This window comes from Microcoleus sp. FACHB-1515 (assembly GCF_014696105.1).
GTDB lineage: Bacteria > Cyanobacteriota > Cyanobacteriia > Elainellales > Elainellaceae > JAAUTJ01.
Map to the genome: position 1 here is coordinate 44,001 of NZ_JACJPO010000033.1, position 24,864 is coordinate 68,864.

General features: G+C 53.6%; 24 protein-coding genes. 8 read left to right on the plus strand and 16 right to left on the minus strand.

The window, feature by feature from the left end; all coding sequences use genetic code 11:
* Window positions 1-91 precede the first annotated feature (91 nt).
* Genes H6F67_RS11240 through H6F67_RS11250 form a run of 3 tightly spaced genes read left to right on the plus strand, consistent with a single transcriptional unit; the run spans window position 92 to window position 2,435 of the window.
* Window positions 92-943 (plus strand): Tab2/Atab2 family RNA-binding protein, encoded by an 852-nt coding sequence (locus H6F67_RS11240; protein WP_396797867.1) that lies wholly within the window; start codon window positions 92-94, stop codon window positions 941-943.
* Window positions 944-956: 13 nt separating this feature from the next.
* Window positions 957-1,829 (plus strand): S-methyl-5'-thioadenosine phosphorylase, encoded by an 873-nt coding sequence (locus H6F67_RS11245; RefSeq protein ID WP_190766365.1) that lies wholly within the window; start codon window positions 957-959, stop codon window positions 1,827-1,829.
* Between the two features lie 24 nt (window positions 1,830-1,853).
* Window positions 1,854-2,435, plus strand: a complete 582-nt coding sequence (locus tag H6F67_RS11250; RefSeq protein WP_190766367.1) for a YdeI family protein — start codon at window positions 1,854-1,856, stop codon at window positions 2,433-2,435.
* 5 nt (window positions 2,436-2,440) lie between these two features.
* Here the strand turns inward: H6F67_RS11250 and H6F67_RS11255 are convergent, their stop codons facing one another.
* From H6F67_RS11255 to H6F67_RS11280, 6 genes are all read right to left on the minus strand, one after another.
* Window positions 2,441-3,583: a polysaccharide biosynthesis/export family protein gene (locus tag H6F67_RS11255; protein WP_190766369.1), complete on the minus strand. Its 1,143-nt coding sequence runs from the start codon at window positions 3,581-3,583 to the stop codon at window positions 2,441-2,443.
* 23 nt (window positions 3,584-3,606) lie between these two features.
* On the minus strand, window positions 3,607-4,299 hold the full coding sequence (locus tag H6F67_RS11260; RefSeq protein WP_190766371.1) for a cyanoexosortase B system-associated protein: 693 nt from the start codon (window positions 4,297-4,299) through the stop codon (window positions 3,607-3,609).
* A gap of 6 nt (window positions 4,300-4,305) precedes the next feature.
* Window positions 4,306-5,172 (minus strand): cyanoexosortase B, encoded by an 867-nt coding sequence (gene crtB / locus H6F67_RS11265; protein ID WP_190766373.1) that lies wholly within the window; start codon window positions 5,170-5,172, stop codon window positions 4,306-4,308.
* Window positions 5,173-6,333: a DegT/DnrJ/EryC1/StrS aminotransferase family protein gene (locus H6F67_RS11270; protein ID WP_190766375.1), complete on the minus strand. Its 1,161-nt coding sequence runs from the start codon at window positions 6,331-6,333 to the stop codon at window positions 5,173-5,175. It abuts the gene before it with no gap.
* Window positions 6,334-6,736: 403 nt separating this feature from the next.
* Window positions 6,737-8,545, minus strand: a complete 1,809-nt coding sequence (locus tag H6F67_RS11275; RefSeq protein WP_190766377.1) for an aspartate kinase — start codon at window positions 8,543-8,545, stop codon at window positions 6,737-6,739.
* Window positions 8,546-8,686: 141 nt separating this feature from the next.
* The gene (locus H6F67_RS11280) at window positions 8,687-9,199 is read right to left on the minus strand and encodes a cell division protein SepF (RefSeq protein WP_190766379.1); all 513 of its coding nucleotides are present in this window, start codon (window positions 9,197-9,199) and stop codon (window positions 8,687-8,689) included.
* A gap of 742 nt (window positions 9,200-9,941) precedes the next feature.
* Between H6F67_RS11280 and hemE the strand changes: the two genes are divergently transcribed.
* The 4 genes from hemE to H6F67_RS11300 all read left to right on the plus strand — a co-directional run bounded on the left by hemE (window position 9,942) and on the right by H6F67_RS11300 (window position 15,400).
* Window positions 9,942-11,006, plus strand: coding sequence for a uroporphyrinogen decarboxylase (gene hemE, locus H6F67_RS11285; protein WP_190766381.1), 1,065 nt, complete (start codon window positions 9,942-9,944; stop codon window positions 11,004-11,006).
* A 78-nt stretch (window positions 11,007-11,084) separates the two neighbouring features.
* Window positions 11,085-12,038: an NAD(P)-dependent oxidoreductase gene (locus H6F67_RS11290; protein ID WP_190766383.1), complete on the plus strand. Its 954-nt coding sequence runs from the start codon at window positions 11,085-11,087 to the stop codon at window positions 12,036-12,038.
* A 30-nt stretch (window positions 12,039-12,068) separates the two neighbouring features.
* Window positions 12,069-13,643, plus strand: coding sequence for a glycosyltransferase family 39 protein (locus H6F67_RS11295; protein ID WP_190766385.1), 1,575 nt, complete (start codon window positions 12,069-12,071; stop codon window positions 13,641-13,643).
* A 170-nt stretch (window positions 13,644-13,813) separates the two neighbouring features.
* Window positions 13,814-15,400 carry a B12-binding domain-containing radical SAM protein gene (locus H6F67_RS11300; protein ID WP_190766449.1) on the plus strand — a complete coding sequence of 529 codons (1,587 nt, stop codon included), beginning with the start codon at window positions 13,814-13,816 and terminating at the stop codon, window positions 15,398-15,400.
* A gap of 22 nt (window positions 15,401-15,422) precedes the next feature.
* On the opposite strand, the gene H6F67_RS11305 is transcribed toward H6F67_RS11300, so the two are convergent.
* Both H6F67_RS11305 and H6F67_RS11310 read right to left on the minus strand, forming a co-directional pair.
* Window positions 15,423-16,205: a pantothenate kinase gene (locus H6F67_RS11305; protein WP_190766387.1), complete on the minus strand. Its 783-nt coding sequence runs from the start codon at window positions 16,203-16,205 to the stop codon at window positions 15,423-15,425.
* A 1-nt stretch (window position 16,206) separates the two neighbouring features.
* Entirely contained in the window at window positions 16,207-16,737 is a 531-nt protein-coding gene (locus tag H6F67_RS11310) for a phycobiliprotein lyase (RefSeq protein WP_190766389.1), read from the minus strand.
* Window positions 16,738-16,970: 233 nt separating this feature from the next.
* Here H6F67_RS11310 and H6F67_RS11315 point away from each other — a divergent pair, with 233 nt between their 5' ends.
* Window positions 16,971-17,675, plus strand: coding sequence for a M15 family metallopeptidase (locus H6F67_RS11315; protein WP_190766391.1), 705 nt, complete (start codon window positions 16,971-16,973; stop codon window positions 17,673-17,675).
* 73 nt (window positions 17,676-17,748) lie between these two features.
* On the opposite strand, the gene H6F67_RS11320 is transcribed toward H6F67_RS11315, so the two are convergent.
* The 8 genes from H6F67_RS11320 to sufB form a co-directional block, all read right to left on the minus strand.
* Window positions 17,749-18,219 carry a hypothetical protein gene (locus H6F67_RS11320; protein ID WP_190766393.1) on the minus strand — a complete coding sequence of 157 codons (471 nt, stop codon included), beginning with the start codon at window positions 18,217-18,219 and terminating at the stop codon, window positions 17,749-17,751.
* Between the two features lie 120 nt (window positions 18,220-18,339).
* Complete coding sequence (locus H6F67_RS11325; RefSeq protein ID WP_242020598.1) at window positions 18,340-18,822, minus strand: TspO/MBR family protein; 483 nt, start codon at window positions 18,820-18,822, stop codon at window positions 18,340-18,342.
* A gap of 101 nt (window positions 18,823-18,923) precedes the next feature.
* Entirely contained in the window at window positions 18,924-20,186 is a 1,263-nt protein-coding gene (locus H6F67_RS11330) for a SufS family cysteine desulfurase (protein WP_190766395.1), read from the minus strand.
* 12 nt (window positions 20,187-20,198) lie between these two features.
* Window positions 20,199-21,482, minus strand: coding sequence for a Fe-S cluster assembly protein SufD (gene sufD / locus H6F67_RS11335; RefSeq protein WP_190766397.1), 1,284 nt, complete (start codon window positions 21,480-21,482; stop codon window positions 20,199-20,201).
* On the minus strand, window positions 21,482-22,261 hold the full coding sequence (sufC, locus tag H6F67_RS11340; RefSeq protein ID WP_190766399.1) for a Fe-S cluster assembly ATPase SufC: 780 nt from the start codon (window positions 22,259-22,261) through the stop codon (window positions 21,482-21,484). Before sufC ends, sufD begins: the two co-directional genes overlap by 1 nt.
* An 18-nt stretch (window positions 22,262-22,279) precedes the next feature.
* Complete coding sequence (locus H6F67_RS11345; protein ID WP_190766401.1) at window positions 22,280-22,900, minus strand: restriction endonuclease subunit R; 621 nt, start codon at window positions 22,898-22,900, stop codon at window positions 22,280-22,282.
* Between the two features lie 28 nt (window positions 22,901-22,928).
* Entirely contained in the window at window positions 22,929-23,363 is a 435-nt protein-coding gene (locus H6F67_RS11350) for an aspartyl protease family protein (RefSeq protein WP_199304359.1), read from the minus strand.
* A 27-nt stretch (window positions 23,364-23,390) separates the two neighbouring features.
* The gene (sufB, locus tag H6F67_RS11355) at window positions 23,391-24,827 is read right to left on the minus strand and encodes a Fe-S cluster assembly protein SufB (protein WP_190766403.1); all 1,437 of its coding nucleotides are present in this window, start codon (window positions 24,825-24,827) and stop codon (window positions 23,391-23,393) included.
* Between the last annotated feature and the right edge of the window lie 37 nt (window positions 24,828-24,864).

Below are 24,864 nucleotides of genomic sequence, written 5' to 3' on the forward strand. Positions count from 1 at the left end.
AAAACAGGTTGCTTCTAACCTCAACACAAGTATTAGTCAGTTTTAACTGACTTCAGCTTTTAGCTCGAACTTTATTTCAAAGCCTAGAATGATGACGATGCAATGGCAAGTTGATTTTTACCGTCGTCCGCTTCAGTCTGAAACCGGACAACCACTTTGGGAACTGGTCGTTTGCGATGCGGCGGGCGAACTGCGCTACTGGTCAATGTGTCCGCAGTCCGAAGCCAATTCGCAGTGGAGCGCGACTGAACTGCGATCGATCCTCACCCAAACGGGGATCACGCCCGAAGCGCTGCAAGTCTTTCGTCCGCAGTCGCTCAGCATCATTCAAGCCGCCGCGCAAACTTTGGGGATCACCGTTGAACCAACGCGCCACACGCCCGCCCTCAAAGCTTTTTTACAGCAGCGATCGCAAGACTATCCTGGCATGGCAGGCTACACAGGCCAATCCTACGACCCGCTCGCGCTCGACTCTCCACCGCCAACTCCGCTACCGGAAGAACTCTGGGGCGATCGCTGGCGGTTTGCCTCGCTTCCCGCTGGAGAACTCGATCGATTTCGCGATCGCCCGATCCCCATCGTGGCAATGCCCGACGCGCTGATGCCCTTCAACCTCAAACTTTCATCCACTCTTGCGATCCCCGGTGTCGTAATTGATGGCGGACGGCAATCGATGCGGTTGGCGCGATGGCTCAAAGACGAAAATCCGGCTTTTTTGAATTACATTCCTGGCGATCCTGACGGGCTAATTTTAGAGGCGGGGCTGGTCGATCACTGGGTTGTTGCGACGTTTGATGACCCCGAAGTAAAAACTGCTGCTCAAACGTTTCGATCGCGCCAACAAGCCAGTCAAGGCGTACATTTTCTTCTCATTCAGCCGGATGATTCAGGAATGACCTACAGTGGTTTTTGGTTGTTGCGGCAGATTAATTTAAACTCATGACTACAGTAAACTCATGACTACAGCAAAAATTGGCATTATTGGCGGCAGTGGACTTTACAAAATGGAGGCGCTGAAGGATGTGCAGGAAGTGGCGATCGAAACGCCCTTCGGCAAACCTTCCGATGCAATCGTTTTGGGCAAACTTGACGGCGTACCTGTTGCATTCCTAGCGCGACATGGCCGCAATCACACACTTTCACCGTCCGAATTGCCGTTTCGGGCTAACATTTATGCGATGAAAAGTTTGGGGGTTGAATATTTGATATCAGCTTCGGCAGTGGGATCGCTCAAAGAAGAAGCGAAGCCGCTGGATATGGTTGTGCCAGATCAATTTATCGATCGCACCAAAAATCGCATTTCGACCTTTTTTGGAGAAGGATTGATCGCGCACATTGCCTTTGGCGATCCGGTTTGTCCGAAGTTAGCAACGGTTTTGAGCGAAGCGATCGCTTCGCTCAATTTCTCAGATGTGACGCTGCATCGCGGCGGAACTTATGTTTGCATGGAAGGTCCCGCTTTTTCCACGAAAGCTGAATCCAATCTTTACCGCAGTTGGGGCGCGACGATCATCGGAATGACGAACTTGCCGGAGGCCAAACTTGCCCGTGAAGCCGAAATTGCCTACGCAACGCTTGCCCTTGTCACAGACTATGACTGCTGGCATCCTGACCACGATAGCGTCACAGTTGAAATGGTAATTGATAACTTGCAGAAAAACGCCATCAACGCTCAGTGCGTGATTCAAGAAACAGTACGCAAACTGAGTGAAAATCCTTTTGTTTCGGATGCTCATTCTGCTTTGAAATATGCCATTATTACACCGATCGATAAAGCCCCGGAAGTCACAAAAAACAAGCTTCAACTGCTTTTGAAAAAATATTTGTAGCGCGATCGAAGCTGCTCGAAAACAATGCCAAAGTTTGATCAGTCGCTTGAAATAGTCTACGCCGTTGATCGATCGACCTGGCGAGAATGGCTGTCTGCTCACTATTCAACCGCGATCGGTGTGTGGCTAGTTTATTACAAAGTGAGTAGCGGCAAGCCGAGCATTCGCTATCCGGAAGCGGTGAAAGAAGCGTTATGTTTTGGCTGGATTGATAGTAAGGTGAATTCGATCGACGCTGAGCGCTACAAGCAGATTTTTACGCCGCGCAAACCGAAAAGCGTTTGGTCGAAATTGAACAAGCAATATGTTGAAGAACTAATTGAACAAGGTTTGATGACCGAGGCGGGATTGAGAAAAATTGCAGCGGCAAAACAAGATAGATCGTGGGAAAGTTTGGATGCGATCGAAGCGCTCATGGTTCCTCCTGATTTGCAAGCAGCGATCGCCGTGAATGAAGCGGCTCATCAAAACTTTGAAGCATTTAGCAACACCAGTAAAAAGCTGATTTTGACCTGGATTAGCAGTGCAAAACGAACAGAAACTCGGCAAAGGAGGATTGAACAAACGGTCATTGCAGCCGCACGAAATCAAAATCCTTTATGGTAATGTTTTTAGCGAAGCAGATTGTCTGCACTGTCGTCTAACGTGTCGAAAAACAACAGGAAACCCAGCACATCGCGAAATGGCTGCGTGATTGAATTAATAACTGTAGAAAAACGACTGATGAAGTTGCGACCAACAATAATCACGTCGTTGTTTGCCAAAGTTGGATTTTGCGAGAAGTCCCCACGTAGAGCAGCTCGTGCATCGAGTTCTTGACTGATGGGGCGACCGAGTTGCGGATCAAATCGCACCAAAGCAACTTCGCGCAAATTTGCCGCATCCGGATTCGGCGCGATCGTCGTCACGGCATCGAGAAAGCTGCTGCCGTTGGGAAGCGTAATGCGGCTGATGACGGCTCCGGTCGATCGCCCGCTACCCGCAGCGTAGTTCAAGACGCGAATCACCATTTGTGTCTGTCCCAAGTTGGATCGCGCCACCAGGTTACGATCGTAAGTTGCACTCGATTCAATGCTGAGCGCGGGGATCACAACAACATCGTTATCTTCAAGCCGCACATCCGGCAATGTGCTGGCCGTCGCCAGCGGCGTGAACAGATCCACATTGCGCTCGATCACCGTACCGTTGGGCTGGGTGCGGCGAATGCGGATCGATCGCAAATCGGCCAGTTCTGTTGTGCCGCCTGCGCTGAGCAGGGCGATCGTCAGTTCCGGCGCGGCCAGCGGATATTGCCCTGGTCGCACGATTTCACCGACGATGGAGACCGAAACGGGACGCTGCGCCACCAGCGTAACGGCAACGACGGGATTCACCACAAAGCGATTTAGGGCAGCTTGAATTCGCGCTTGTGCCTCCGCGATCGTTAAGCCGCGCAGCGACAGGCTTCCGGCTAGCGGCACGATGATATTGCCTTCGAGGTCGATCGTGGCTTGAAAGCTGAGGTCAGAAAAGCGCAAAACGCTGGCGAATATCGCGTCTCCTGGCCCCAAACGGTAGCGATCGTGCACATCCGAGGCGGGCTGAACACGGGTTGGGCTAGGCGGTGGAGGCGGCAGGGGTGCAATTTGTTCACCCTGTTCGATCAAGCGCTGCCGTGCCTGTTCAAGCTGCTGATTGGCGTCTGAGGTTTGGGCAAGGGCGGGAGTTGCCGACACCAGCAGCAGGGCGATCAGTCCCGATCGAAAAAACAGCATACGCTTCAGCAGAAGAGTGAATATCACTGGACTGATTCGGGTGCGGTGAGTTCCTGGACGATCGCCGCTTGAATCGTTTGTCCCAAAGCGATCGCTGCGGTTTTGACAGGCGCAATTTCGCTCAGGGGCGGAACGGGGATCAAGACGCAGACGGCGATCCAGGGCATTCGATCGCGAGTTCGCCATTGCTGTTGCTGGTCTGCCCAAAACCAATGCGCCGGACGGGAATCGCCTCCGGTTGACCAAGCATACCACTGGAGAACGGCATAGGTTTGCTTCTCGCTCCAGCCGCGAAACCAGCGAGCCGTAATTGATCGCGACTCAGCAGCAAACGTGAAGCGCGATCGCGAATCGACCGTCCAGTGATGCAGTCCGTCGATGTCTGTCCATTCCACCTGCGGCTGGTCGCGCGGCCAGGTTTGCGGACGCAGCAGCAACACAGCCTGCTGACCATTGGCTGCCCGAAGCGACTGAGCTGACCAAGTTCTGCCGTTGACTTCGATCGCCTGCTGAGCTTGCGTTGTCCAGTCGGGCAGCGTCAAGCCGTTCCGTTCAATCGATTGCAGCGATTCGATCGCGGGCACAGACGGTAGTTTGTCCCAAGGCCAAGTTTGCGTTAGGTAGCGGGGAAGCGTGGGAACAGCGGCGATCGCCAGCACCAACAGGGCAACAATCAGCCGCAGTGTGATTGGGTTCGATCGATCGGATGACAGCATGGGCAGTTACGTTTCCGGCATCCAGTGCTCAATGCCTTTCAGCAGCAGCACCAACAACCCTAGCATTGCTGCCGAATAAACATCGCCGCCCCAGCCTGCGTGCAGCCAGTCAAAGGCGCGATCGCGTCCAGTTCCGTGAAAAAAAGCCAAACAGGTATTGCGGACAATGTTGGCGATCGTGCTGGTCAAAATGATGCCCATGAAAAAAGTCACGCTGATCGATTGTAAGCGCCATGCACCGCGCCAGTACAGCAGCATCAGGCCGACATAGAGGCTGGTAAACAGCATTTTAAGTCCAGCGCAGTAGGGAGCGACCTCGACGATGCGATCGTTCACAAACAGATAGATCTGATTCACCTCCACCTCCAGACCGAACTGAAGCAAAATGAATCCTGCTGCGCCTGCAATAAAGCGTTGCAGCGGCAGCGTGTAGGGTGCGATCAGGTAGGGGAGTTCAGTCGGCGTAGCAAGCCAGACTAGCAGGAGGGGAAACGCTTGCAGGCGCAGTCCGGCTTGGCCTTTGAGCCAAAGACACAATCCGCTCAGGCAAATTGGTAGGGAGAGGTTGATTAAGTCGGCAAGCTGGCTGAAATAGCAGGCGACACTGAGTAGCAGCAGGGCGAGTCCGAGACTCGATGCAGCGAAGCTTTTGGCCGGAGCCAGTTGCCGCCAGCGATCGCGCCTTTCCCAAGCCAGCAAGACGGCAAACGGCAAGCCAATCAGTCCATGACTGAAATATTCATGCTCGATGCTGATGGTTTTGTTGATCCAGCCGTCTGCCCAGTGCAGCAGCAGCGGCAGATACAGCAGTCCGATCAGGCCGATCAGGACAGCACTGAGCATCGATCGCGGGCGCAAAATGGCTGATTGCATCTAGATTTGCTGAAGCTCGATCGCAGTGGCGGACTTGACGATCGATTCGATCGCGGCGACGACCTGCTGAATTTGGTCGGTTGTAATGCCAGGATACATCGGCAGCGACAAGACCGTCTGCGCCAACTGCTCCGCACGAGGAAAGTCGCCGTGCCGATAGCCCAAAAAGTGATAGGCGGGCTGCAAGTGACAGGGAATCGGATAGTGAATTCCTGTTTGAATGCCGATCGCCGCCAGATCCTCTTGCAGCGTAGCGCGATCGATCGGGCAGGCATCCGTGACACGAATCACGTAGAGATGATAGACATGACCGCTGCCGCTGCCGTTGCGAATCGGGGCAATGCCGTATTCTGCCAACGGTTGCAGCAGTTCGTCGTACTGTTGAGCGGCCAAATAGCGATCGCGATTCCAGTTGGACAGGTGCGGCAGTTTGGTCGCGAGAACTGCCGCTTGAATCGCATCGAGGCGGCTATTTGTGCCGCAGTCGGTGTGAAAATACTTGCGAGGCGAGCCGTAGTTCCGCAGCGATCGCAGCGTTTCCGCCACAATTTCTTCGCGCGTCACGACCATGCCACCATCTCCCATCGCTCCCAAATTTTTGCTGGGATAAAAGCTAAACGCCGCCGCCATGCCTACTGAACCCGCCCGATAGCCTTCGCGATCGGCCAGATGTGCCTGAGCCGCATCTTCAAAAACTAGCAGATCATAAGTGCGAGCTAAATTCAGCAGGCGCTTGGGCGACACCATTTGGCCGTAGAGGTGAACGGGAACGATCGCCCGTGTTCGATCGGTAATCGCCTTTTCTGCCGCCATCAAATCGATCAGTGCCGTCTCCGCATCGCAATCGACCAGAACCGGAGTTGCACCCGACTGAAGCACCCCAACCAACGTCGCAATAAACGTATTGGCTGGCAACAGCACTTCATCGCCTGCCCCAATCCCACAGGCTCGCAGCCCCAGCGCGATCGCATCCGTTCCCGACGCCACGCCGATCGCAAATTCGCTGCCACAAGCTCGTGCAAACGTCTGTTCAAACTCGGTCAATGCCTCACCCAGCACAAAATCCTGGCGATCGATCACTGCCTGAATCGCCTGCTGAAGCTGATGCTGAAGCGGCTGATGCTGAAGCTGAAGATCAACAAACGGAATAACACGATTCATAAACACAATTGAAGGTAGAAGTAGATAGCCTGACGGTTTAGCCCGCGTCGATCGTCCAGCCAATCCTTGCCGTGCGATCGCGCTTAACCTCAGTTATCAAGGATCTGCTTCCAAAAGAACAGCGTAAAACCGTGAAGACTTAGTGAAGGCAGCGAGAAGGGTCGGGAGCCAGGTGTCGGCGGAGAAGCGAGCAACACGAGGGACGCGGCGGGTAAACCAATGTGGCGCACATCGACACTCACAGATAAGCCCTTGCGTAGGAGTGCAGAGGAGATGCAATCGTCCTCTGCTGGGGTTGGAGGTGTGTGTGGGGGCAACCCCAACACTCCACAGGTTCGGATCAAGAAGTACCCCAAGAGGCGATCGATCTATCTGCATCCAGAAATTGAAAAAGTCAGAAAACCTAAGCCGGAACCTCAATTCGCTCACTGCCTGCCAGCCCAAACGCTGCATGAATCGCTTGCAGCGCCTTCACGCCCTCCCCATCCGCAACCACACAGCTAATTTTAATTTCCGAAGTCGCAATCATCTGAATGTTAATCTTCTCCTGCGACAGCGCCTCAAACATCCGCGCCGCCACACCCGGACGCTTCACCATTCCCGTTCCCACCACGCTCACCTTTGCGATCGCGCGATCGATCGTCACCTCACCGCAGCCCAAATCCGACTGCTGAAGAACTGCCTGCGCTGCTTCCGCGTCAATTTGCGCCACCGTAAACGCAATATCTCGCGTTGCCGCGCCATTCACCAGCCGACAGCGCTGCGACTGAATAATCATATCCACGCTGATGTTGCGAGCCGCCAGCAGCCGAAAAATCCGCGCTGCCATGCCCGGTCGATCGGGCACATGCCGAATTGCCAGCCGCGCCTGATTGAGATCCAACGCCGCCCCACGCACCGGAGGCATATCCTCCGCCGCCTGACGCGGAGCCGCTTCTAGACGCACAGGCGAACTGCTGATATTGAACGCTTGACACAGCGCAGCGATCGCTCGGTCGCAATCCTCGATCGCGATCGCACAGCTCACCTTCACTTCCGAAGTCGAAATCATCTGAATATTCACGCCCGCATTGGCAAGTGTCGAAAACATTTCTGCCGCCACACCCGGACGCCCGATCATTCCCGCTCCCGCCACGCTCACCTTTGCCATCCTGCGCTCGATCAGCACTTCTGCCTCATCAGAAGCGGCCACAGAGGAGCGCAAAGCCGGAGCGATCGCTTCTGCCACCGCTTCCGCCCGCGTCAGCGAAGCCTGCACGACCGTAAAGGCAATGTCGTTCGTGTTGCCCTCGTGAATCGACTGAATGATCAAATCCACATCGAGATCTTGCAGGGCAATTTCGCCAAACAGCCGCGCCGCCACACCAGGGCGATCGGGCACGCGCAGGAGGGCAACTTTCGCCTGATCGGTATCAAACTCAACCGCATCGACGGGATGCGCGATTTCCAATCCTTCTAGCGGGCGCGGTTGCGGAATCGGAGAGACGACTTTTGTGCCAGGGTCATCCGTCCAACTCGATCGCACCACGAGCGTCACACCGTAGTTACGGGCAATCTCGACCGATCGCGGATGCAGCACTTTTGCGCCCAAGCTGGCAAGCTCCAGCATTTCGTCCGAGGTAATTTCGCTCATCAGTTGCGCGTCGGGAACCAGTCGCGGATCAGCCGTGAGAATACCGGGAACGTCCGTATAGATCTCGCATTTTTCCGCTCGCAATGCGGCTGCCAGGGCGACTGCCGAAGTATCCGATCCGCCACGCCCCAAGGTGGTAATTTCCAGTTCGCTGCTGCTGGCGATGCCCTGGAACCCTGCCACAACCACAACCTCACCGCGATCGAGATGCCGCTGAATGCGATCGGTTTCAATGCTCAAAATTCGAGCGCGAGTATGCTCTGCCTCAGTGACGATGCCAACCTGCGCCCCAGTGAGCGAAACGGCAGGCTGACCCAATTCCTGCAAGGCCATGCTGAGAAGGGCGATCGACACCTGTTCCCCGGTCGAAAGCAGCATATCCATTTCGCGGCGGCTGGGATTGGTGGAAATTTCGTTTGCCAGCTTTACCAAACCATCCGTCGTTTTGCCCATTGCCGACACGACCACAACGATCGCATGTCCCGCTTGAGCAGCCCGCGCCACTCGCGCAGCCACCGCCTGAATCCGCTCGACCGAGCCGACCGAAGTTCCCCCATACTTTTGAACAATCAGCGCCATAAGCTCCAACGCTCCGTCCCTGAGCGATCGAGGTGGCACTGCTAGGGAACCGGAGTCACAAATAGAATTATCTTCATCAACTTAACAGACTCCCGTTGCTCTGCAACAACAATCTTGGGAGTCGAATTCAAACCAAGCGAACTACTGAACATCCGGCAAATCTTGAACAAGGCTCTTGAGCGATCGCGTCGGATTGGGCTGCACACGGCGCGACGGTAGGGCTGCGTCAGGAGCGGGCGGAGCTGCTGGAGCCGGAGCAGGCGGAGTCGCAAGACTGTTGATCTGCACGAAGTTGGGCGTGAACAGGAAAACCGTTTCGCCGATGCGCTCTTGATGGCCGTCGATCGCATACGCACCGCCTGCCACAAAATCGACGCAGCGCTGAGCCGTATCTGCATCCATCAGGTTCAAATTGAGAATAACGGATTTGCGCTCTTTCAACGCCGTTACTACCGGAGGAATTTCTTCAAACGATCGCGGCTCAACGACGATCATTTCGCTGTGTAAATTGCCCCAAGTTTGCATTCCTACCACATTGTTTGGACGGGATGGCTCAGTCCATTCTGAAGTTGAATGGGAGTCGTCTTCATACTCAAAATCGTCTGCTGATTCGTTGAAGCCGATCGCGTCCCAAATGCGTTGAAAGATACTCATAGTCGTGCAGACCTAGTGCATTTGTTCTATCATCGTACAGAAAGCGAAATTCAGCAACACTTCCAACCGGAAGCAATCTGACTTTCAGGTTTTCTCCAAGTCTATCGGTGAAATGTTTGCTTCGATCGATTTTTGCAGCAAATATTTCACCTTTTTCTGTATGAATATCTAACATCATACGAAAAACAAAGAGAATCGTGGTTGCTGCTAATCGCTACATTAAACGTTGATTCGAGAATTTACTTTGAAACAGCAAAAATCTTGTTCCAATTTTTAAGACTGAATCGATCACTTCCGCAATTCTCAACAATCAGCGCAAATTCACCGTCGAACATATCGAAAAACTTGCAAAATTTTTTCACATTTCACCCGCTGCTTTCTTTCCTCGATCGCTCTAAACAATGCTTTTTTTTTCAAAAATTGTGCCTTTGAAGCGCGATTGCTTGTGTTTCTTCCTCTGCAATTTTGCTGAAGTGAGCGATTACTGCTGCGGCCTGCGCTAATTTTCAAAAGCGGATGCGGGCTTTTGACGTGCAATGTTTCGATCGCTTCACAGTAGGCGGACGGATTGGGGCGATGGCTTCGCCGCCTTCGGGCGTGTTACTTCGCAAATGTTTACAGGCCGAGAGTTCTAGCCATTACAGCCTTGTCGCCGTCCCGGCAGTTTTCAGCATCAGGGAGTACCCGCGATCGCCTACAATGAACTGTTGCTGTGAAAATTGTGTTTGAGAGAACCTTTGAGATGACCGGATCGACCCAGATACCCTTATTGCTGCGGGCTGCTCGCGGCGAAGCGCTCGATCGTCCGCCCGTGTGGATGATGCGACAGGCCGGACGCTATATGAAAGCCTACCGGGATCTGCGCGAAAAGTATCCGTCATTTCGTGAGCGATCGGAAATTCCCGAAGTGGCGATCGAAGTGTCGCTTCAGCCCTGGCGAGCCTTTCAGCCAGATGGCGTGATCTTGTTTTCGGATATTGTCACGCCCTTGCCCGGCATTGGCATCGGCATGGATATCGAAGAAGGCAAGGGGCCAATCATCGAATCACCGATTCGGAGTCAGGAACAGGTCGATCGCCTCCACGCCCTCGAACCGGAAACAGCCCTGCCCTTCATCAAGCCAATTTTGCAAGCGCTCAGGCAAGAAGTCAGTAACAAATCGACCGTCTTAGGATTCGTCGGTGCGCCTTGGACGCTGGCCGCTTATGCCGTCGAGGGCAAAGGCTCGAAAGACTACGCCGTAATTAAGCACATGGCATTTTCGGAGCCTGCAATTTTGCACAATTTGCTGACGAAACTGGCCGATTCGATCGCCACCTACATGCGCTACCAGATTGACTGTGGCGCTCAGGTCGTGCAGATGTTCGACTCGTGGGCAGGCCAGCTTAGCCCGCAAGATTACGACGTGTTTGCCCTGCCCTATCAGCAGCGCGTCTTTCAGCAGGTGAAAGCGACCCATCCCGACACGCCTTTGATTCTGCTCGTCACAGGTTCGGCAGGCGTACTAGAACGAATGGCGAAATCCGGTGCAGATATCGTCACCGTTGATTGGACGGTAGATATGGCCGAAGCGCGTCAGCGTTTAGGTCACGATGTTAAGGTGCAGGGCAATCTTGATCCCGGCGTTTTGTTTGGCTCGAAAGCGTTCATTCGCGATCGCATCCTCGACACCATCCGCAAAGCCGGAAATCGCGGCCACATTCTCAACTTGGGGCACGGCATTCTGCCCAAAACGCCTGAAGAAAACGCCGCCTTTTTCTTTGAAACCGCAAAGCAGGCCGATCAGCTTTTGACGGTTCCCGCTTAGTAGGGTGTTGGGTGTTGGGTGTCGGGGATCAGCAAGCAGCCGACACCTGATATTTGATCCCCGATTTTTTCTAAAGCTATGACTCAACGCATTTTTCTGACGGGCGCGAGCGGCTGCATCGGTCAATACATCGCCGAAACGCTGATTCAGCAAACGGATCACGAACTGTTTTTGCTCGTGCGCGATCCGAACAAGCTGGCGATCGACACCGCTGCCCGTCCGGGGATCACGATTTTGCAGGGCGATTTGCGCGAGATCGATCGCTTCTCAAAATTACTCAAGACCGTCAACACGGCCATTCTGACCGCAGCCGCATGGGGCGGAACGCAAGCAACGTTTGACATCAACGTTGCCAAAACCACACGGCTGCTGGAACTGCTTGATCCGGCTGTTTGTCAGCAGGTGCTTTATTTTTCAACCGCGAGCCTGCTGGGACGTGACAATCGCCTGCTGGAACAGGCCGGACAAATTGGCACCGACTACATCAAGTCAAAATACATTTGCTATCGGCAGCTTTGGCGGATGGCGATCGCTCCTCGCATCACCACGCTCTACCCTACGTTGGTGTTTGGGGGTGACGGTCGCAAACCTTATTCACACTTGTCCGGCGGCTTGACGGATGTGACCAAGTGGATCGATTTGATTCGCTGGTTTCGAGCGGACGGCAGCTTTCACTTTCTCCACGCTCAAGATATCGCCCTCGTCGTGCGGCATCTGGTCGATTATCCGCCGAGGGCAGACGAGTCGCGGCAGATTGTATTAGGCAATCCGCGCTTAACCGTGAATGAAGCGATCGCGCAAGTCTGCGCCTATCTGCACAAGCGCATCTACTTTCGTTTGCCGCTGTCGCCGCAGTTGGCCGATCTGTTCATCGCTCTATTTCGGATTCAGATGGAGCCTTGGGATCGCTTCTGCCTCACCTATCGACACTTCACCTATGAAAATCCGGTAAATCCTGCCACCTTCGGAATACAGCCTTATTGCCCGACGATCGCCGATTTGCTCAAAATCAGCGGCATTCCTCATCCGTAAACCGCGACTCGATCGCGTCCGCCTTGCCCCATGCTGAAATTTTTGCTAAAAAGGCCGCGCAATCGCTGGGTGGCAGGTGGAATTCTCCTGGCACTGATCTTGGGGATTTTCTTTCGCTTCTATCAGCTCGATCGCAAAGTGTTTTGGGGCGATGAAGTGTTTACGGCCATGCGATCGTCCGGCTATGGCGTTGCGGAAGTCGTCGATCGCACCTACACCGGAGAAATTCTTGACCTGGCTGATCTTCAGCAATATCAGCATCCCGCAGGCCGCACCTGGGAAAATACCTGGGATGCTTTGGTTGGCAATCCCGAACAAGCTCCGCTCTACTATCTGCTGGTGCGCGGCTGGGCGCAGCTTTTCGGCGCAGATCAAGTTGATGTTTCGCCTGCGGGCTTGGCGCGATCGATCGCTATTTGGCGCAGCTTTTCCGCTGTCGTCAGCCTGCTCGCCCTGCCGCTCATCTACTGGCTGTGCAGCGAACTTTTCACCTCGCGAGCCACCGGATGGATTGCGATCGCGCTGCTGGCCGTGTCGCCGTTTCACGTTTTGTTTGCCCAAGAAGCTCGCCTCTACAGCTTGTGGACAGTGACAATTTTGCTCTCTAGCGCCGTTCTGCTGCGAACAAGGCAGACTGAAAAGGGCTGGTGGCTGTATAGCTTGACGCTAGCCTTGAGCTTCTACACGTTTCTATTTTCCGGGTTTGTGGCGATCGCACACGGCATCTACATCTTGGGGCTGTCGGGCTGGCGGTGGAGTCGATCGGTTGCTCACTATCTCGCTGCCATCACGCTGGCACTGCTGCTGTTTAGTCCCTGGCTGATTGTCATGGGCACTCACCTAAAGCAACTGCGTCGCAACGTTGCACATCTTGACCAAGACTCGTTTCAGCTTCCGGCCAAATGGCTGCTCAACCTCAGCCGCCTCTACTTTGACTTCAATCACGGCCCAAGCTGGATCAATCCGCTGACCTATGCCACCTTGATTCTGAGCGGCTACGCGCTTTATTGGATCTATCGCTATCGCGCCAAGCGAATTTGGCTGTTTCTTTTTGCGCTGATTGGCGTGACGGGAACGGTGCTGATTTTGGCAGATTTGCTGTTGGGCGGTCAGCGATCGAGCGTCGCCCGCTATCCGATCGCGTGCTATTTAGGGATTCAACTCGCCGTTGCCCGATTGATCGCCTACAAAACGCTGGAGTGGAACTGGAAGAAAAAGTGGGTCATTGGCTTTCTGGCGCTGTTGCTGATCGGAGCGTTGTCTTGTGGAATCAGTTCACAGGCTGAACTGTGGTGGAACAAAGGGCTGTTCAAAACCAAAGACAATCTTAAGATTGCGGCGGTGGTGAATCAAAGCGATCGCCCCTTGATTCTCAGCAATGCTTCGATCGAGCGCGTCCTATCACTCAGCTATTCACTCAAGCCTGAAGTTCAATTTCAGCTTGTTAAACCGCTGCTTTTGACCGCGCCGCCCATCGATCGCGACCTGTTTCTCTATCAGGCATCGCCCCGACTGCGGCGACAGCTTATCGAGCAATATCGAGCCAAGCTGGAGCCGCTCGAAACCGAATCGCTCTGGAAAGTGACTTTGCGTAAGGCACAATGAGGACAAAGCAATCGTCCGTCTGCTCGGCGGTGTCTGACAAAATCGCTCGATTTTCGCCACATACTGCACAATGAGTAGGCGGCTGTGATTTCCCCCCAAATGACATCCGAGTTGCTTCGATCGCTTGCTTTCTCTTACGATTCTTCTGAAACGGTGTGAGGTTTTCACAAATGCGGGTTCTGCTGCTCTATCCTGTGTTTCCCAAGACATTTTGGTCTTACGAAAAGATTTTGGAGTTAGTGAATCGCAAAGTGCTTCTGCCCCCGCTCGGACTGGTAACAGTGGCAGCAATTTTGCCGCAGACCTGGGAGTTTAAACTGGTCGATCGCAACGTCCGAGCCGTCACCGAAGCTGAATGGGAATGGGCAGACTTGGTGATTATGTCGGCGATGATTGTGCAAAAAGGCGATTTGCTTGAGCAAATTCGGGAAGCGAAGCAGCGCGGCAAGCTGGTTGCCGTTGGTGGTCCCTACCCGACTTCTGTGCCAGATGAAGCACAAAAGGCCGGAGCCGATTTTCTCATTTTGGATGAAGGCGAAATTACGCTGCCGATGTTTGTTGAAGCGATCGAACGCGGCGATCGATCGGGCGTCTTCCGCGCCGAGAATGGCGAGAAGCCCGACGTGACGACCACACCGATTCCGCGCTTTGACCTGCTCGAACTGGACGCTTACGATTCGATGTCGATTCAGTTTTCGCGCGGCTGCCCGTTCCAGTGCGAATTTTGCGACATCATCGTGCTGTATGGACGCAAGCCGCGCACCAAAACGCCGCAACAGTTGATTGCCGAACTCGATCGCCTGTATGAACTGGGCTGGCGGCGATCGATCTTCATGGTGGATGACAACTTCATCGGCAACAAGCGCAACGTCAAGCTGCTGCTGAAAGAACTCAAAGTCTGGATGGCCGAACATCAATATCCGTTCGCCTTCACAACCGAAGCGTCGGTTGATTTGGCACAAGATCAAGAACTGATGGATTTGATGGTCGAGTGCCGCTTCAGTTCGGTTTTCTTGGGCATCGAAACGCCGGATGAAGACAGCCTGTCAATGACCAAGAAATTCCAAAATACGCGCGGCTCACTCGCCGATGCAGTCGATACGATTATTCGATCGGGCATTCGCATCCTGGCCGGATTCATCATCGGCTTTGATGGCGAAGAAAAAGGCGCAGGCGATCGCATCGTCCGCTTTGCCGAACAAACCACGATTCCGACAACGACGTTCGCCATGCTGCAAGCATTGCCGAATACCGCTTTGTGGCATCGGCTCGCCAAAGAAGGTCGCCTGCGCGACGGCAAAGACGGCAACATCAACCAAACGACGCTGATGAATTTCATTCCGACGCGCCCGCTGGAAGACATTGCCCGCGAATATGTCGAAGCCTTTTGGCAAATCTACGATCCCAAAAAATACCTCGATCGCACCTACCGTCACTTTCTGATTTTGGGCGCACCCAAAGTCAAACCGCCCGCCAAACTTCCTTCGTGGCGCGATCTGCGGGCGTTGGCGATCGTCTGCTGGCGGCAGGGCGTCAAGCGCGAAACACGCTGGATGTTCTGGCATCACCTGTTCAGCATCATGCGGCGCAATCCCGCCGTGTGGGAACACTATCTGATCGTGTGTGCCCACAACGAACACTTCATCGAATATCGTCAAATTGTGCGCGACCAAATCGAAGCACAACTGGCGGAATTCAAAGCCGAAGAAGCTCGCCTGCAAGCCGAAGCCGAGCGGACGGAAAAAGCGATCGCCTAGAGAACCGAGGGCTGAGTGATTGTTACTCCTCAGCCCTTGCCAGCATCGATCGCAATTTTGCCAGGCTCTCCAGCAGCAGATGCGGCTGGTAGGATAACCTGGCTACACCAAACTGAATCAACATCTGGTGCAGCAGAGCGCCATCGCCACCCGTCATCACGATCGCGCTTTGGGGAAACTGCTGCCGCCAGTCCACAATGAATCCGTGCAGTCCTGCAATTACACTGTGCATCACGCCGCTGCGAATCGCGTCGGCTGTGTTTGTTGCCCAGCGATCGGGCAATCCCGCCAGTTCAGATACTTCGGGCAGGGCAGCAGTGGATTGAGCAAGCGATCGCCATTGCAGCCGCAGTCCCGGCAGAATTGCGCCGCCGACTAATTCTGCTGCCTCGTTGATTCCGGTCAGCGTCAGCGCCGTGCCGCCATCAATGACGAGCATCGGAAACCCCGCTTGCTGCCCTGCTCCCCAGGCGGCCAAGGCGCGATCGATTCCCAGCGTTGGATACAAATTGTTGAGCGGAATATCTGATCGGGCGATCGCGTGCAGATGCGGATACGATCGCCACCATTCAGTTTGTTCAGGAACAGTTGAGACCAGCCAAAGCTCAGGCAGTGAGCCGATCGCAGGAAAATCTGGTAGCTGCTGCCAGTCTAAATGGCCGATCGCCAGTTCGCGAATGCGATCGGCTGAAAGGTGTTCGGTATCCCAAGCTTGCAGCAGATTGGTTCGATCGAACCAGCCCCAGTGCAAGCGGGAGTTGCCGATCGCCAGCGCTAGCCAAGTTTGGCTCTCCCCAGCCGACACTCTACTTCAATCGCTTCTCAAGATACTGCCCGATCATCTGCTCCTCTCCGGCTCGCGAAATGATCGTTTGGCGCGTCCGATAGTGCTGACCAATCAGCTTCAGTTCTTCCTCAAAAACAGAGCCTTTGTATTCGGTGCGGAGGCTCATCGTATCGGCGTTTGAGAAATAGTAGGTTGCGGTCACAGGCTTGGAGGTCGCAAAGCCGCGATCGCGGTAGAGAATGTTGCCGATCGCGCCAAACAGCGTTGCGCCCTTGGATTCTTGCCGTCCTGAAACGGAATTCGCGCTGTCCCAGCTTACTTCTGCACCGCAGGTCATCGCATTCTCGCTGAGATTGTGAAGCCGAGCGAGATGTTGCAGTTCCGGACTGCCTCCCGGCAAGAAGCGCACTTTAATGATGCTGACCATTTCTTTCGCATCACCATCTGGCAGCGTGTAGTATCGCCGCTCTGATCGCCACTCGCCCGTCGATCGCTGAAAGAAGGCGGCGATTCTCTGTTCGTCAGTAGTGATGGTTAGAAATGAAGTCACTGGTTCGCCTCACTGAATTGAAGTTTTAGCAATTTGTCAATCGCTGACTGACTATTTGTAAATAATCTTAATCTACAGGCAGAATTAGAGAACTGCAATCACCCAACCGGGGGAAATCGTGTATTCCACAAAACAAGTTGCAAAATTGATGAAAACTTTACGTCCGGCCTCAAAATCGAATGATAGGGTCAGCAATAGCTCGGATTTCCGTTGCTAACCGTGCGATCGAATTCATGAAGCCCTATCACCAAGTGCCAATCATCGAGTGTGAGGAGCCGCTTGTGGCGATTCCGCATCACGTCTTTGCGATCGAGCATCCCCATCCCTACGAAAAACTCGGTGCGCCCTACGGCTCCAAGTCACCCTACTTTCTGCGTCAAGGAGTTCTAGAGCGGTTGCTTCTCGCTCAAGCAGCACTGACTGAACAACTTCCAGGGTGGAAAATTCAAATTTTTGATGCCTACCGTCCGATTGCTGTACAGCAATTTATGGTGGACTACACCTTGAACGAGACAGCGCGAGCTTCCGGCCACTCCCTGCAATCGTTGACACCCGCTCAGCAGCAAGCTTTGTTAGAGCAGGTCTACCGGTTTTGGGCAGTGCCCAGTCGCAATCCGCTGACGCCGCCGCCGCACAGCACCGGAGCCGCGATCGATGTCACGCTTGTAGATGCCGCAGGTCAAGTGGTTGATATGGGGTCGCCGATCGATGAAATTTCAGCGCGATCGTACCCCAACTATTTTGCAGATTGCCACGACAGGGAAAGCCTTCAGTTTCACGCGCATCGTCAACTGCTGCGTCAAATCATGGTGTCGAGCAGATTTTGTCAGCACCCCAACGAATGGTGGCACTTCTCGCTTGGCGATCAAATGTGGGCGTGGTTTGAAAATTGCGATCGCGGCGATACACTGCTGGTCGCTCAATACGGAGCGGTTTAAGGTATCCGTAGAAGAATTGAGTGTCGGGTATGATAGAGCCTGCCTGCGGCTGTTGGCCGACACGCAACCGCTCTCACTGCCCACTCCGACAGTATTCGTTCACCTCATTCACCAGCGTTCCCTCTTGGCTTGTTGCCGCCTGAAGCGCAGCATATGCTTGCTGAGCAGCGACGCTATTTTGCTGATTGTTGGCGCTGATCAGGGCGCGAGTGGATGCGCTGGTATCGGCGTACATTTGGACGTAGCGATCGCGTAGTTGTTGAAGCTGCGGGTCTTGCAGATCAAGCGATCGCATGGTGGCAGCAGTTTCATCAGCGATCTGAGCAATTTTTGTGAGTGCGGCAGTGTCACTAGGATTGCTGTTGTTCATAACGGCCTGCACTTGGGCAACCGCGCTGTTGCCAACTTCAACCAAACGGTTGCACTGGGCAGTTTTGCGATCGAACAATTCGGCAACGGGCAAATTTGGACTACAGCCGCTCAGCACAACTGCGAGAGCCACACCGACAGTGACTGGGCTTAGAAAGACTCGACCTCGTTGCATGTCGTCATCCACAGGTTCTACTACCGATCATGCATCAGCGAGCAAGGGAGGGCAATTGCTTTACGCAGAAACTTTTCGTCTGCCTATAGAAAGATAAAGATTTTGTAGCGAAACAAACGACTAGGTATCTAGCGGATTCAGCTTTGCCATTGCCCAGGTGGTATAAGTTCCAATCGGTGTCCAAATCAGATAGGGAACCAGCAGGAAGGTTGCTTTTGGATCGATCGACCAAACGGCGATCGCCAATCCGAGTCCAATCAAAAACCCAATTCCGCCAATAATCGTTCCGGTCATGAGACTGCGCCGCATCAGCATCACCGGATTATAAGCCAGCGTTACCAGTTCCAGCAGCAGATAAACGCCCATGAATGTCCAGATGCGCGAACTGCCCGGATCGCGATTCCAAACAGTGGCAGCAGAAAAGGCGGCACAGACAAATACAAACGTCCAAATTATCGGAATTAGCTTCTCAAACGTCAGCCAGCGCGGACGCTTGAGACGATTAAACCAGCGAATTCCATTCGGTGGCGCGATCGAGCCAACCGCGCCACCCAGCACGATCGCGATCGCCACCGTTACCATCCAGGGTCGAATCACATCCATTTCCCTTTCCCTGTATTGGGAAGCTTTGCATCGCTTCCGAAAATAAACAGATCTTGGCAGGAAAGAGATGAGGGGAAATCGACCCCAGGAGCGATTCGGACTTAGCAGAAGATGCTGCCGAAAAACTCGATCGCCTCCTTCAGCGAGGCAACAAACGCATCAATCTCTTCTTTCGTGTTGTAGAAGTACAGGCTCGCCCGCGCCGTCGATTGCGCCTTTAAATAGCGGTGCAAAGGCTGTGTGCAGTGGTGTCCGGCTCGAATCGCGATCCCCGTCTGATCGAGAATTGTCGAAAGGTCGTGCGGATGAACGGCTCCGGCTGTAAAGGATGCCAAAGCTGCGCGACCTTCGCCCTTCGCATCCGGTCGAGGACCATACAGCCGCAGTTCTGGAATTTCGAGAAGCTGCTGCCACAGGTAGCTCGTCAGTTCCGCTTCGTAGGCGTGAATCGCGTCCATGCCAATGCTACTGAGGTAATTGACGGCAGCACCGAGCGAAATCGCTTCGGCAATTGCTGGAGTTCCCGCCTCGAACTTGTGCGGCAAATCCGCATAGGTGGAATGATCGAGAAACACATCCGCAATCATTTCGCCGCCACCCAGGAACGGAGGCATCGATCGCAACACATCCAGCTTGCCGTACAGAAAACCGATTCCGGTCGCCGCACACATCTTATGACCGGAAGCGACGAGCCAATCGCAGTCGATCGCCTGCACGTCCAGCTTCATGTGCGGAGCGCTTTGGCAAGCATCGATCAAAACTCGTGCGCCTTTTTCGTGCGCGAGCCGAGCGATTTCCGCAACCGGATTGATGCAGCCAAGCGTATTCGAGACGTGAACGGTTGAGACGAGCTTGGTTTTGTCGGTCAAGAGCGATCGATACTGCTCCAAATCAAATTCTTCCGTCTCAGTCAGTTCCACAAACTTCAAAACGGCTCCCGTCCGCTGCGCCAAAAGCTGCCAGGGAATCAAGTTGCTGTGATGCTCCATGACGGACAAGATAATTTCATCGCCCGCCTTGACATTCTCATTGCCCCAAGCATAGGCGACCAGGTTAATCGCTTCGCTGGCGTTGCGCGTGAAAACGACCTCTTGACGCGATCGCGCATTCACAAACGCCGCCACTCGATCCCGCGCCCCTTCATAATCGTTGGTCGCACGAGTACTCAGCGTATGTACACCACGATGCACATTGGCGTTATCGTGCCGATAGTAGTGCTCTAAGGCGTTAAGGACGGCGATCGGTTTTTGCGAAGTCGCCGCATTGTCCAGGTAAATCAGCGGCTTCCCGTGAATTTGCTCTTGCAAGATGGGAAAGTCGTTGCGCGTCAGGGCGGCAAGGGTGCGATCGGTGGCGAGAGTCATGGTTGAGGAGGGTTAGAGGAATTGGGAAAGCGTTTCGCGGACTGAAGGGATGGGAATGCGATCGATAATCTCGTAAGCAAACGCAGTCGTGAGCAGCTTGCGGGCAGTGTTGGCATCAATCCCGCGACTTTGCAGGTAAAACACCTCATCGGCTTCAAGCTGTCCAACCGTCGCACCGTGCGTGCAGCGGACATCATCCGCGACGATCTCAAGCTGCGGCTTCGTATCCACTCGCGCCTTAGTTGACAAAAGCAGATTGCGGTTCACCTGTTCAGCGTTCGTCTTCTGCGCGGCTTTGGGTACAAACACTTTGCCATTGAAGACGGCATGAGCGCGATCGTCCACGATACATTTATGAATCTGCTGGCTGGTTCCGTAAGGCTGCGTCAGGGCAAGGATGCTGTGCGTGTCGGCAAGTTGGTCGCGGCGGGCGATCGTCAATCCGTCCATCACCGTTTCGGTTTGCGCCCCGGTCTGATACACCTCAAGATTGTGGCGCGACAGCTTGCCGCCCAGATTCACAGCATGACAGGCGTAGTGTGAATCGCGGTCTTGCGAAACCGCAGTTTTGCCGATGTGAAAGGCGGCAGAATTCTCCCGCTGTATTCTAGTGTGATCGATGCGAGCGTTGGCCTCAAGCCAAATTTCCGTAACGGCATTGGTGAAGTAAACGTCCTCGCCAAATCCGAGATATTCCTCTACGATCGCCGCACTGCTGTTCGCTCCCGCCACGACTAAAGCGCGAGGCTGCACGATCGCCGTACTGCTCGTATGGGAAATAAAGACAAGGTGAATCGGCGTTTCGATAATTGCATTGCGGGCAATCTGAACAACGGCAGCATCCGTAAAGCTAGCCGTATTCAAACTCGTGAACACTTCATCTGCACCTTGCTGTCTACCGAGGTAGGGCTGCAAATTTTGAGAGGCTGACTGCGAGAGGTTGGCGATCGAAACGCCTTCCGGCAAATCCTCCACACTCGATAGCTGCGGGGCAAACGTGCCGTTGACGAACACCAAGCGGCTTTGAGCGGCTTCGGGGAGGGTGGGTGGTTCGATCGAGTCCGTTCGGGCAGAAGTTGCCTGAAACTCAACTTGCAGCAAGGGCGACAAATCCGTAAATCGCCAGTCTTCATCGCGACTGCTGGGAATTGCCATCTCCTGCACTCTGGCGGCAGCCTGTTCGCGCAATTCCTGCCACCAGTCAGAAGCCTGAAGCGAAGGACGCAATTCGAGGAGTTGGGCGAGGGCAGTGGCGCGGTCGCTCGATCGAGTCGGTGAAGTAACTTGACTGCTCATCACACCCCCACTTCCGCTTCCAGCACCCAGTCGTAACCTTTAGCTTCCAGTTCTTGCGCCAATTCCTTGCCGCCCGTTTTGAGGATGCGTCCCGCTGCCATAACGTGAACGTAGTCGGGAATGATGTAGTTGAGCAAGCGCTGATAGTGGGTGATGACGAGCGTGGCGTTTTGCGGATTGGCAAGCTGATTGACGCCGTTCGCTACGATCTTGAGCGCGTCGATGTCCAAGCCGGAATCGGTTTCATCGAGAATTGCCAGCGTTGGCTCTAGGATTGCCATTTGTAGAATTTCGTTGCGCTTCTTTTCGCCGCCGGAAAAGCCTTCATTGACGCTGCGGCTGAGGAATCGATCGTCCATCTTCACCACATCCAGCTTCTCACGCACCAGTTCATCAAAATCAAAGGCGTCGAGTTCTTCTAAACCTTGAGCTTTGCGCTTGGCATTGTAGGCGACTCGGAGGAAATCAAGATTGCTGACACCGGGAATTTCGAGCGGATATTGAAAGGCCAAAAAAACGCCAGATTGAGCGCGTTCTTCCGGCTCCAATTCCAGCAAATTCTGCCCTTGAAAAATCACTTCGCCGCCCGTCACTTCATAGTCAGGATGGCCTGCCAAAACTTTCGAGAAAGTACTTTTTCCTGACCCGTTCGGCCCCATAATCGCGTGAATTTCACCCGCTTTAATTTCGAGATTTAGCCCTTTAAGAATTTGGGTTCCGTCTACGTTGGCCGTTAAGTCGCGGACGGTAAGAATTACTTCACTGTTGTCGTTAATCATTCGCTTCTACTTCGATATCTACAGTTGGGAAATGTGCTTGAGAATCTTAAAAACGTCGTATAGCTGGTTGCCGCGATTGCGGATGTTAAATTCATTTGAGGTTGCGTACTGCGGCACTTTACCTTGCACTAATTTAACGAAAATAAAGCTGCCACCGCTGGTAATCAGTCCATAACTTGGCTTGGTTGAATTAGGATTCGATAGCAGGTAAGTGAGTAATTGGGCGAGTCCAGCTTCGATCGAAAACGCTGCCCTTTTCGACTCAATCACCAGCAGCCAAACTCGCTCTTTCAGAAGCAAAATATCAATCTGACCGCGAATAATTGTATCTTCATCTTCAACGGCAATTTCGATCGACTTCTCAGTCTTAATTTGATACGGTGGCAGATAAAACCCTGCAAGAAACAGAATCGGCGCAACAACGGCAAACTGAATTGATTTCTCTAGCAGCGGCGGGTAGTTAATCAGGTTAAAATATCCGGCTTTGATGCGATCGAGAAACTGCTTTTCTTCGTTCGTGAGATCAGGAAAATCCGCTTGCCATTCGGTGAAGAATCGATCGTCCTGAACGAGTTGAATGTCAAACTTCTCGATCAGGTCGTTCAGCGTAACGTCAGTGGCTTGCAGGGTTTGAACCATAAAAAATTAGAAAACAACCTCACTATCGCTACATCAACAGCATTTTGGCAACATCGGGACTTTCAGGATTGACGATTAATCTTTCGCGCTTGGGATCGATCAAAACATCCATCCCTTCCATTGGAATTGCTCCCAATAAAACCGTTGTTTGATTGGGAACGACCAGCGCTTCAACGACAGTGCGGCGATTCTGAAAGCGGACTTCGATCGGCCCCACAACTTCTAGAGGAACACTTGAACCGTCTGCTAATTCTGCTTCTAGCTCGTTCACCTTTCGCAAATTAAGCTGCTGCTTGATGAACTCTGGAATTGCAAGCATGGTGGCTCCACTATCGACCATTGCTGTTACAGTGACTCGCTTAACTTGGTCTTCTTGCAGATAACCTTCTTGAACCAAAATCAAGTCAGCACCGCGAATCAATTCGATATTTGCGTAAACCAAACCCATGCTTACTTTTTCCATACCGTTCTCCTCACAACTCGCAAGGAATTAGCCGACGCTGCCTTCGAGCTTGAGGCTCAGGAGTCGATCGGCCTCGACCGCAAACTCCATTGGTAGCTGATTAAACACATCCTTGCAGAAGCCGCTGATCATCATTGAGATCGCGTCTTCCATCGAGATGCCGCGCTGAGCAAAGTAGAACAGTTGGTCTTCTCCGATTTTCGAGGTGGAGGCTTCGTGTTCGACTTTGGCCGTATTGTTCTGCACCTGGATGTAGGGGAAGGTGTTGGCTCCCGCGCTGTCGCCAATCAGCATCGAGTCACACTGCGAATAGTTTCTGGCTCCTTCGGCTTTGGGGTTGATTTTGACCAAGCCTCGATAGCTGTTGTTCGATCGCCCTGCCGAGATGCCTTTCGAGACGATCGTGCTGCGGGTATTTTTGCCCACGTGGATCATCTTCGTGCCCGTGTCGGCCTTCTGCATATTGTTGGTCAGGGCGACCGAGTAGAATTCGCCGACCGAGTTATCGCCGACCAGAACGCAGCTTGGATACTTCCAGGTGATCGCCGATCCGGTTTCGACCTGAGTCCAGGAGATTTTCGAGTTGACGCCCTGACACAAACCGCGCTTGGTGACGAAGTTGTAGATGCCGCCTTTGCCGTTTTCGTCTCCGGCGAACCAGTTTTGCACGGTTGAGTATTTGATTTCGGCGTTGTCCAGCGCGACGAGTTCAACGACCGCAGCGTGAAGCTGATTGGTGTCGAACATCGGGGCGGTGCAGCCTTCCAGATACGTGACGGAACTGCCTTCTTCCGCGACGATCAGCGTCCGCTCGAACTGACCGGAGTCGCCGTTGTTGATGCGGAAGTAGGTGGAAAGATCCATCGGGCATTTCGTGTTTTTGGGGATGTACACGAACGAGCCATCGCTGAACACGGCGGCATTGAGGGCGGCGAAATAGTTGTCCGCTGCGGGAACGACGCTGCCGAGGTACTTCTGCACAAGATCGGGATGTTCACGCAAAGCTTCGGAGATCGAACAGAAGATGACACCCTGTTCGGCCAGCTTTTCCTTAAAGGTCGTGGCGACCGAGACGCTATCGAAAATCGCATCGACGGCGACGTTGGATAAGCGCTTTTGCTCCGAGAGGGGAATACCCAACTTCTCGAAGGTATCGAGGAGAGTGGGATCGACTTCTTCGAGGCTGTTGAGCTTGGCTTTTTGCTTGGGGGCGGAGTAGTAGACGATGTTTTGATAGTCGATCGCCCCATAGCCCAAGTCCACCCAGTTCGGCTCGGTCATCGTAAGCCAGTGGCGATAAGCTCTGAGGCGAAAGTCGAGCATGAATTCCGGCTCGTTTTTCTTAGCCGAAATCATCCGAACGACATCTTCGTTGAGGCCGCGAGGAATCACTTCGGATTCGATGTCGGTGACGAAGCCGTACTTGTAGGGTTGGTTGACGAGCGATTGAACCGTTACTGTCATCGGTGTTCTCTAGATCGAAAGGGTTAGGGAGCGAAAC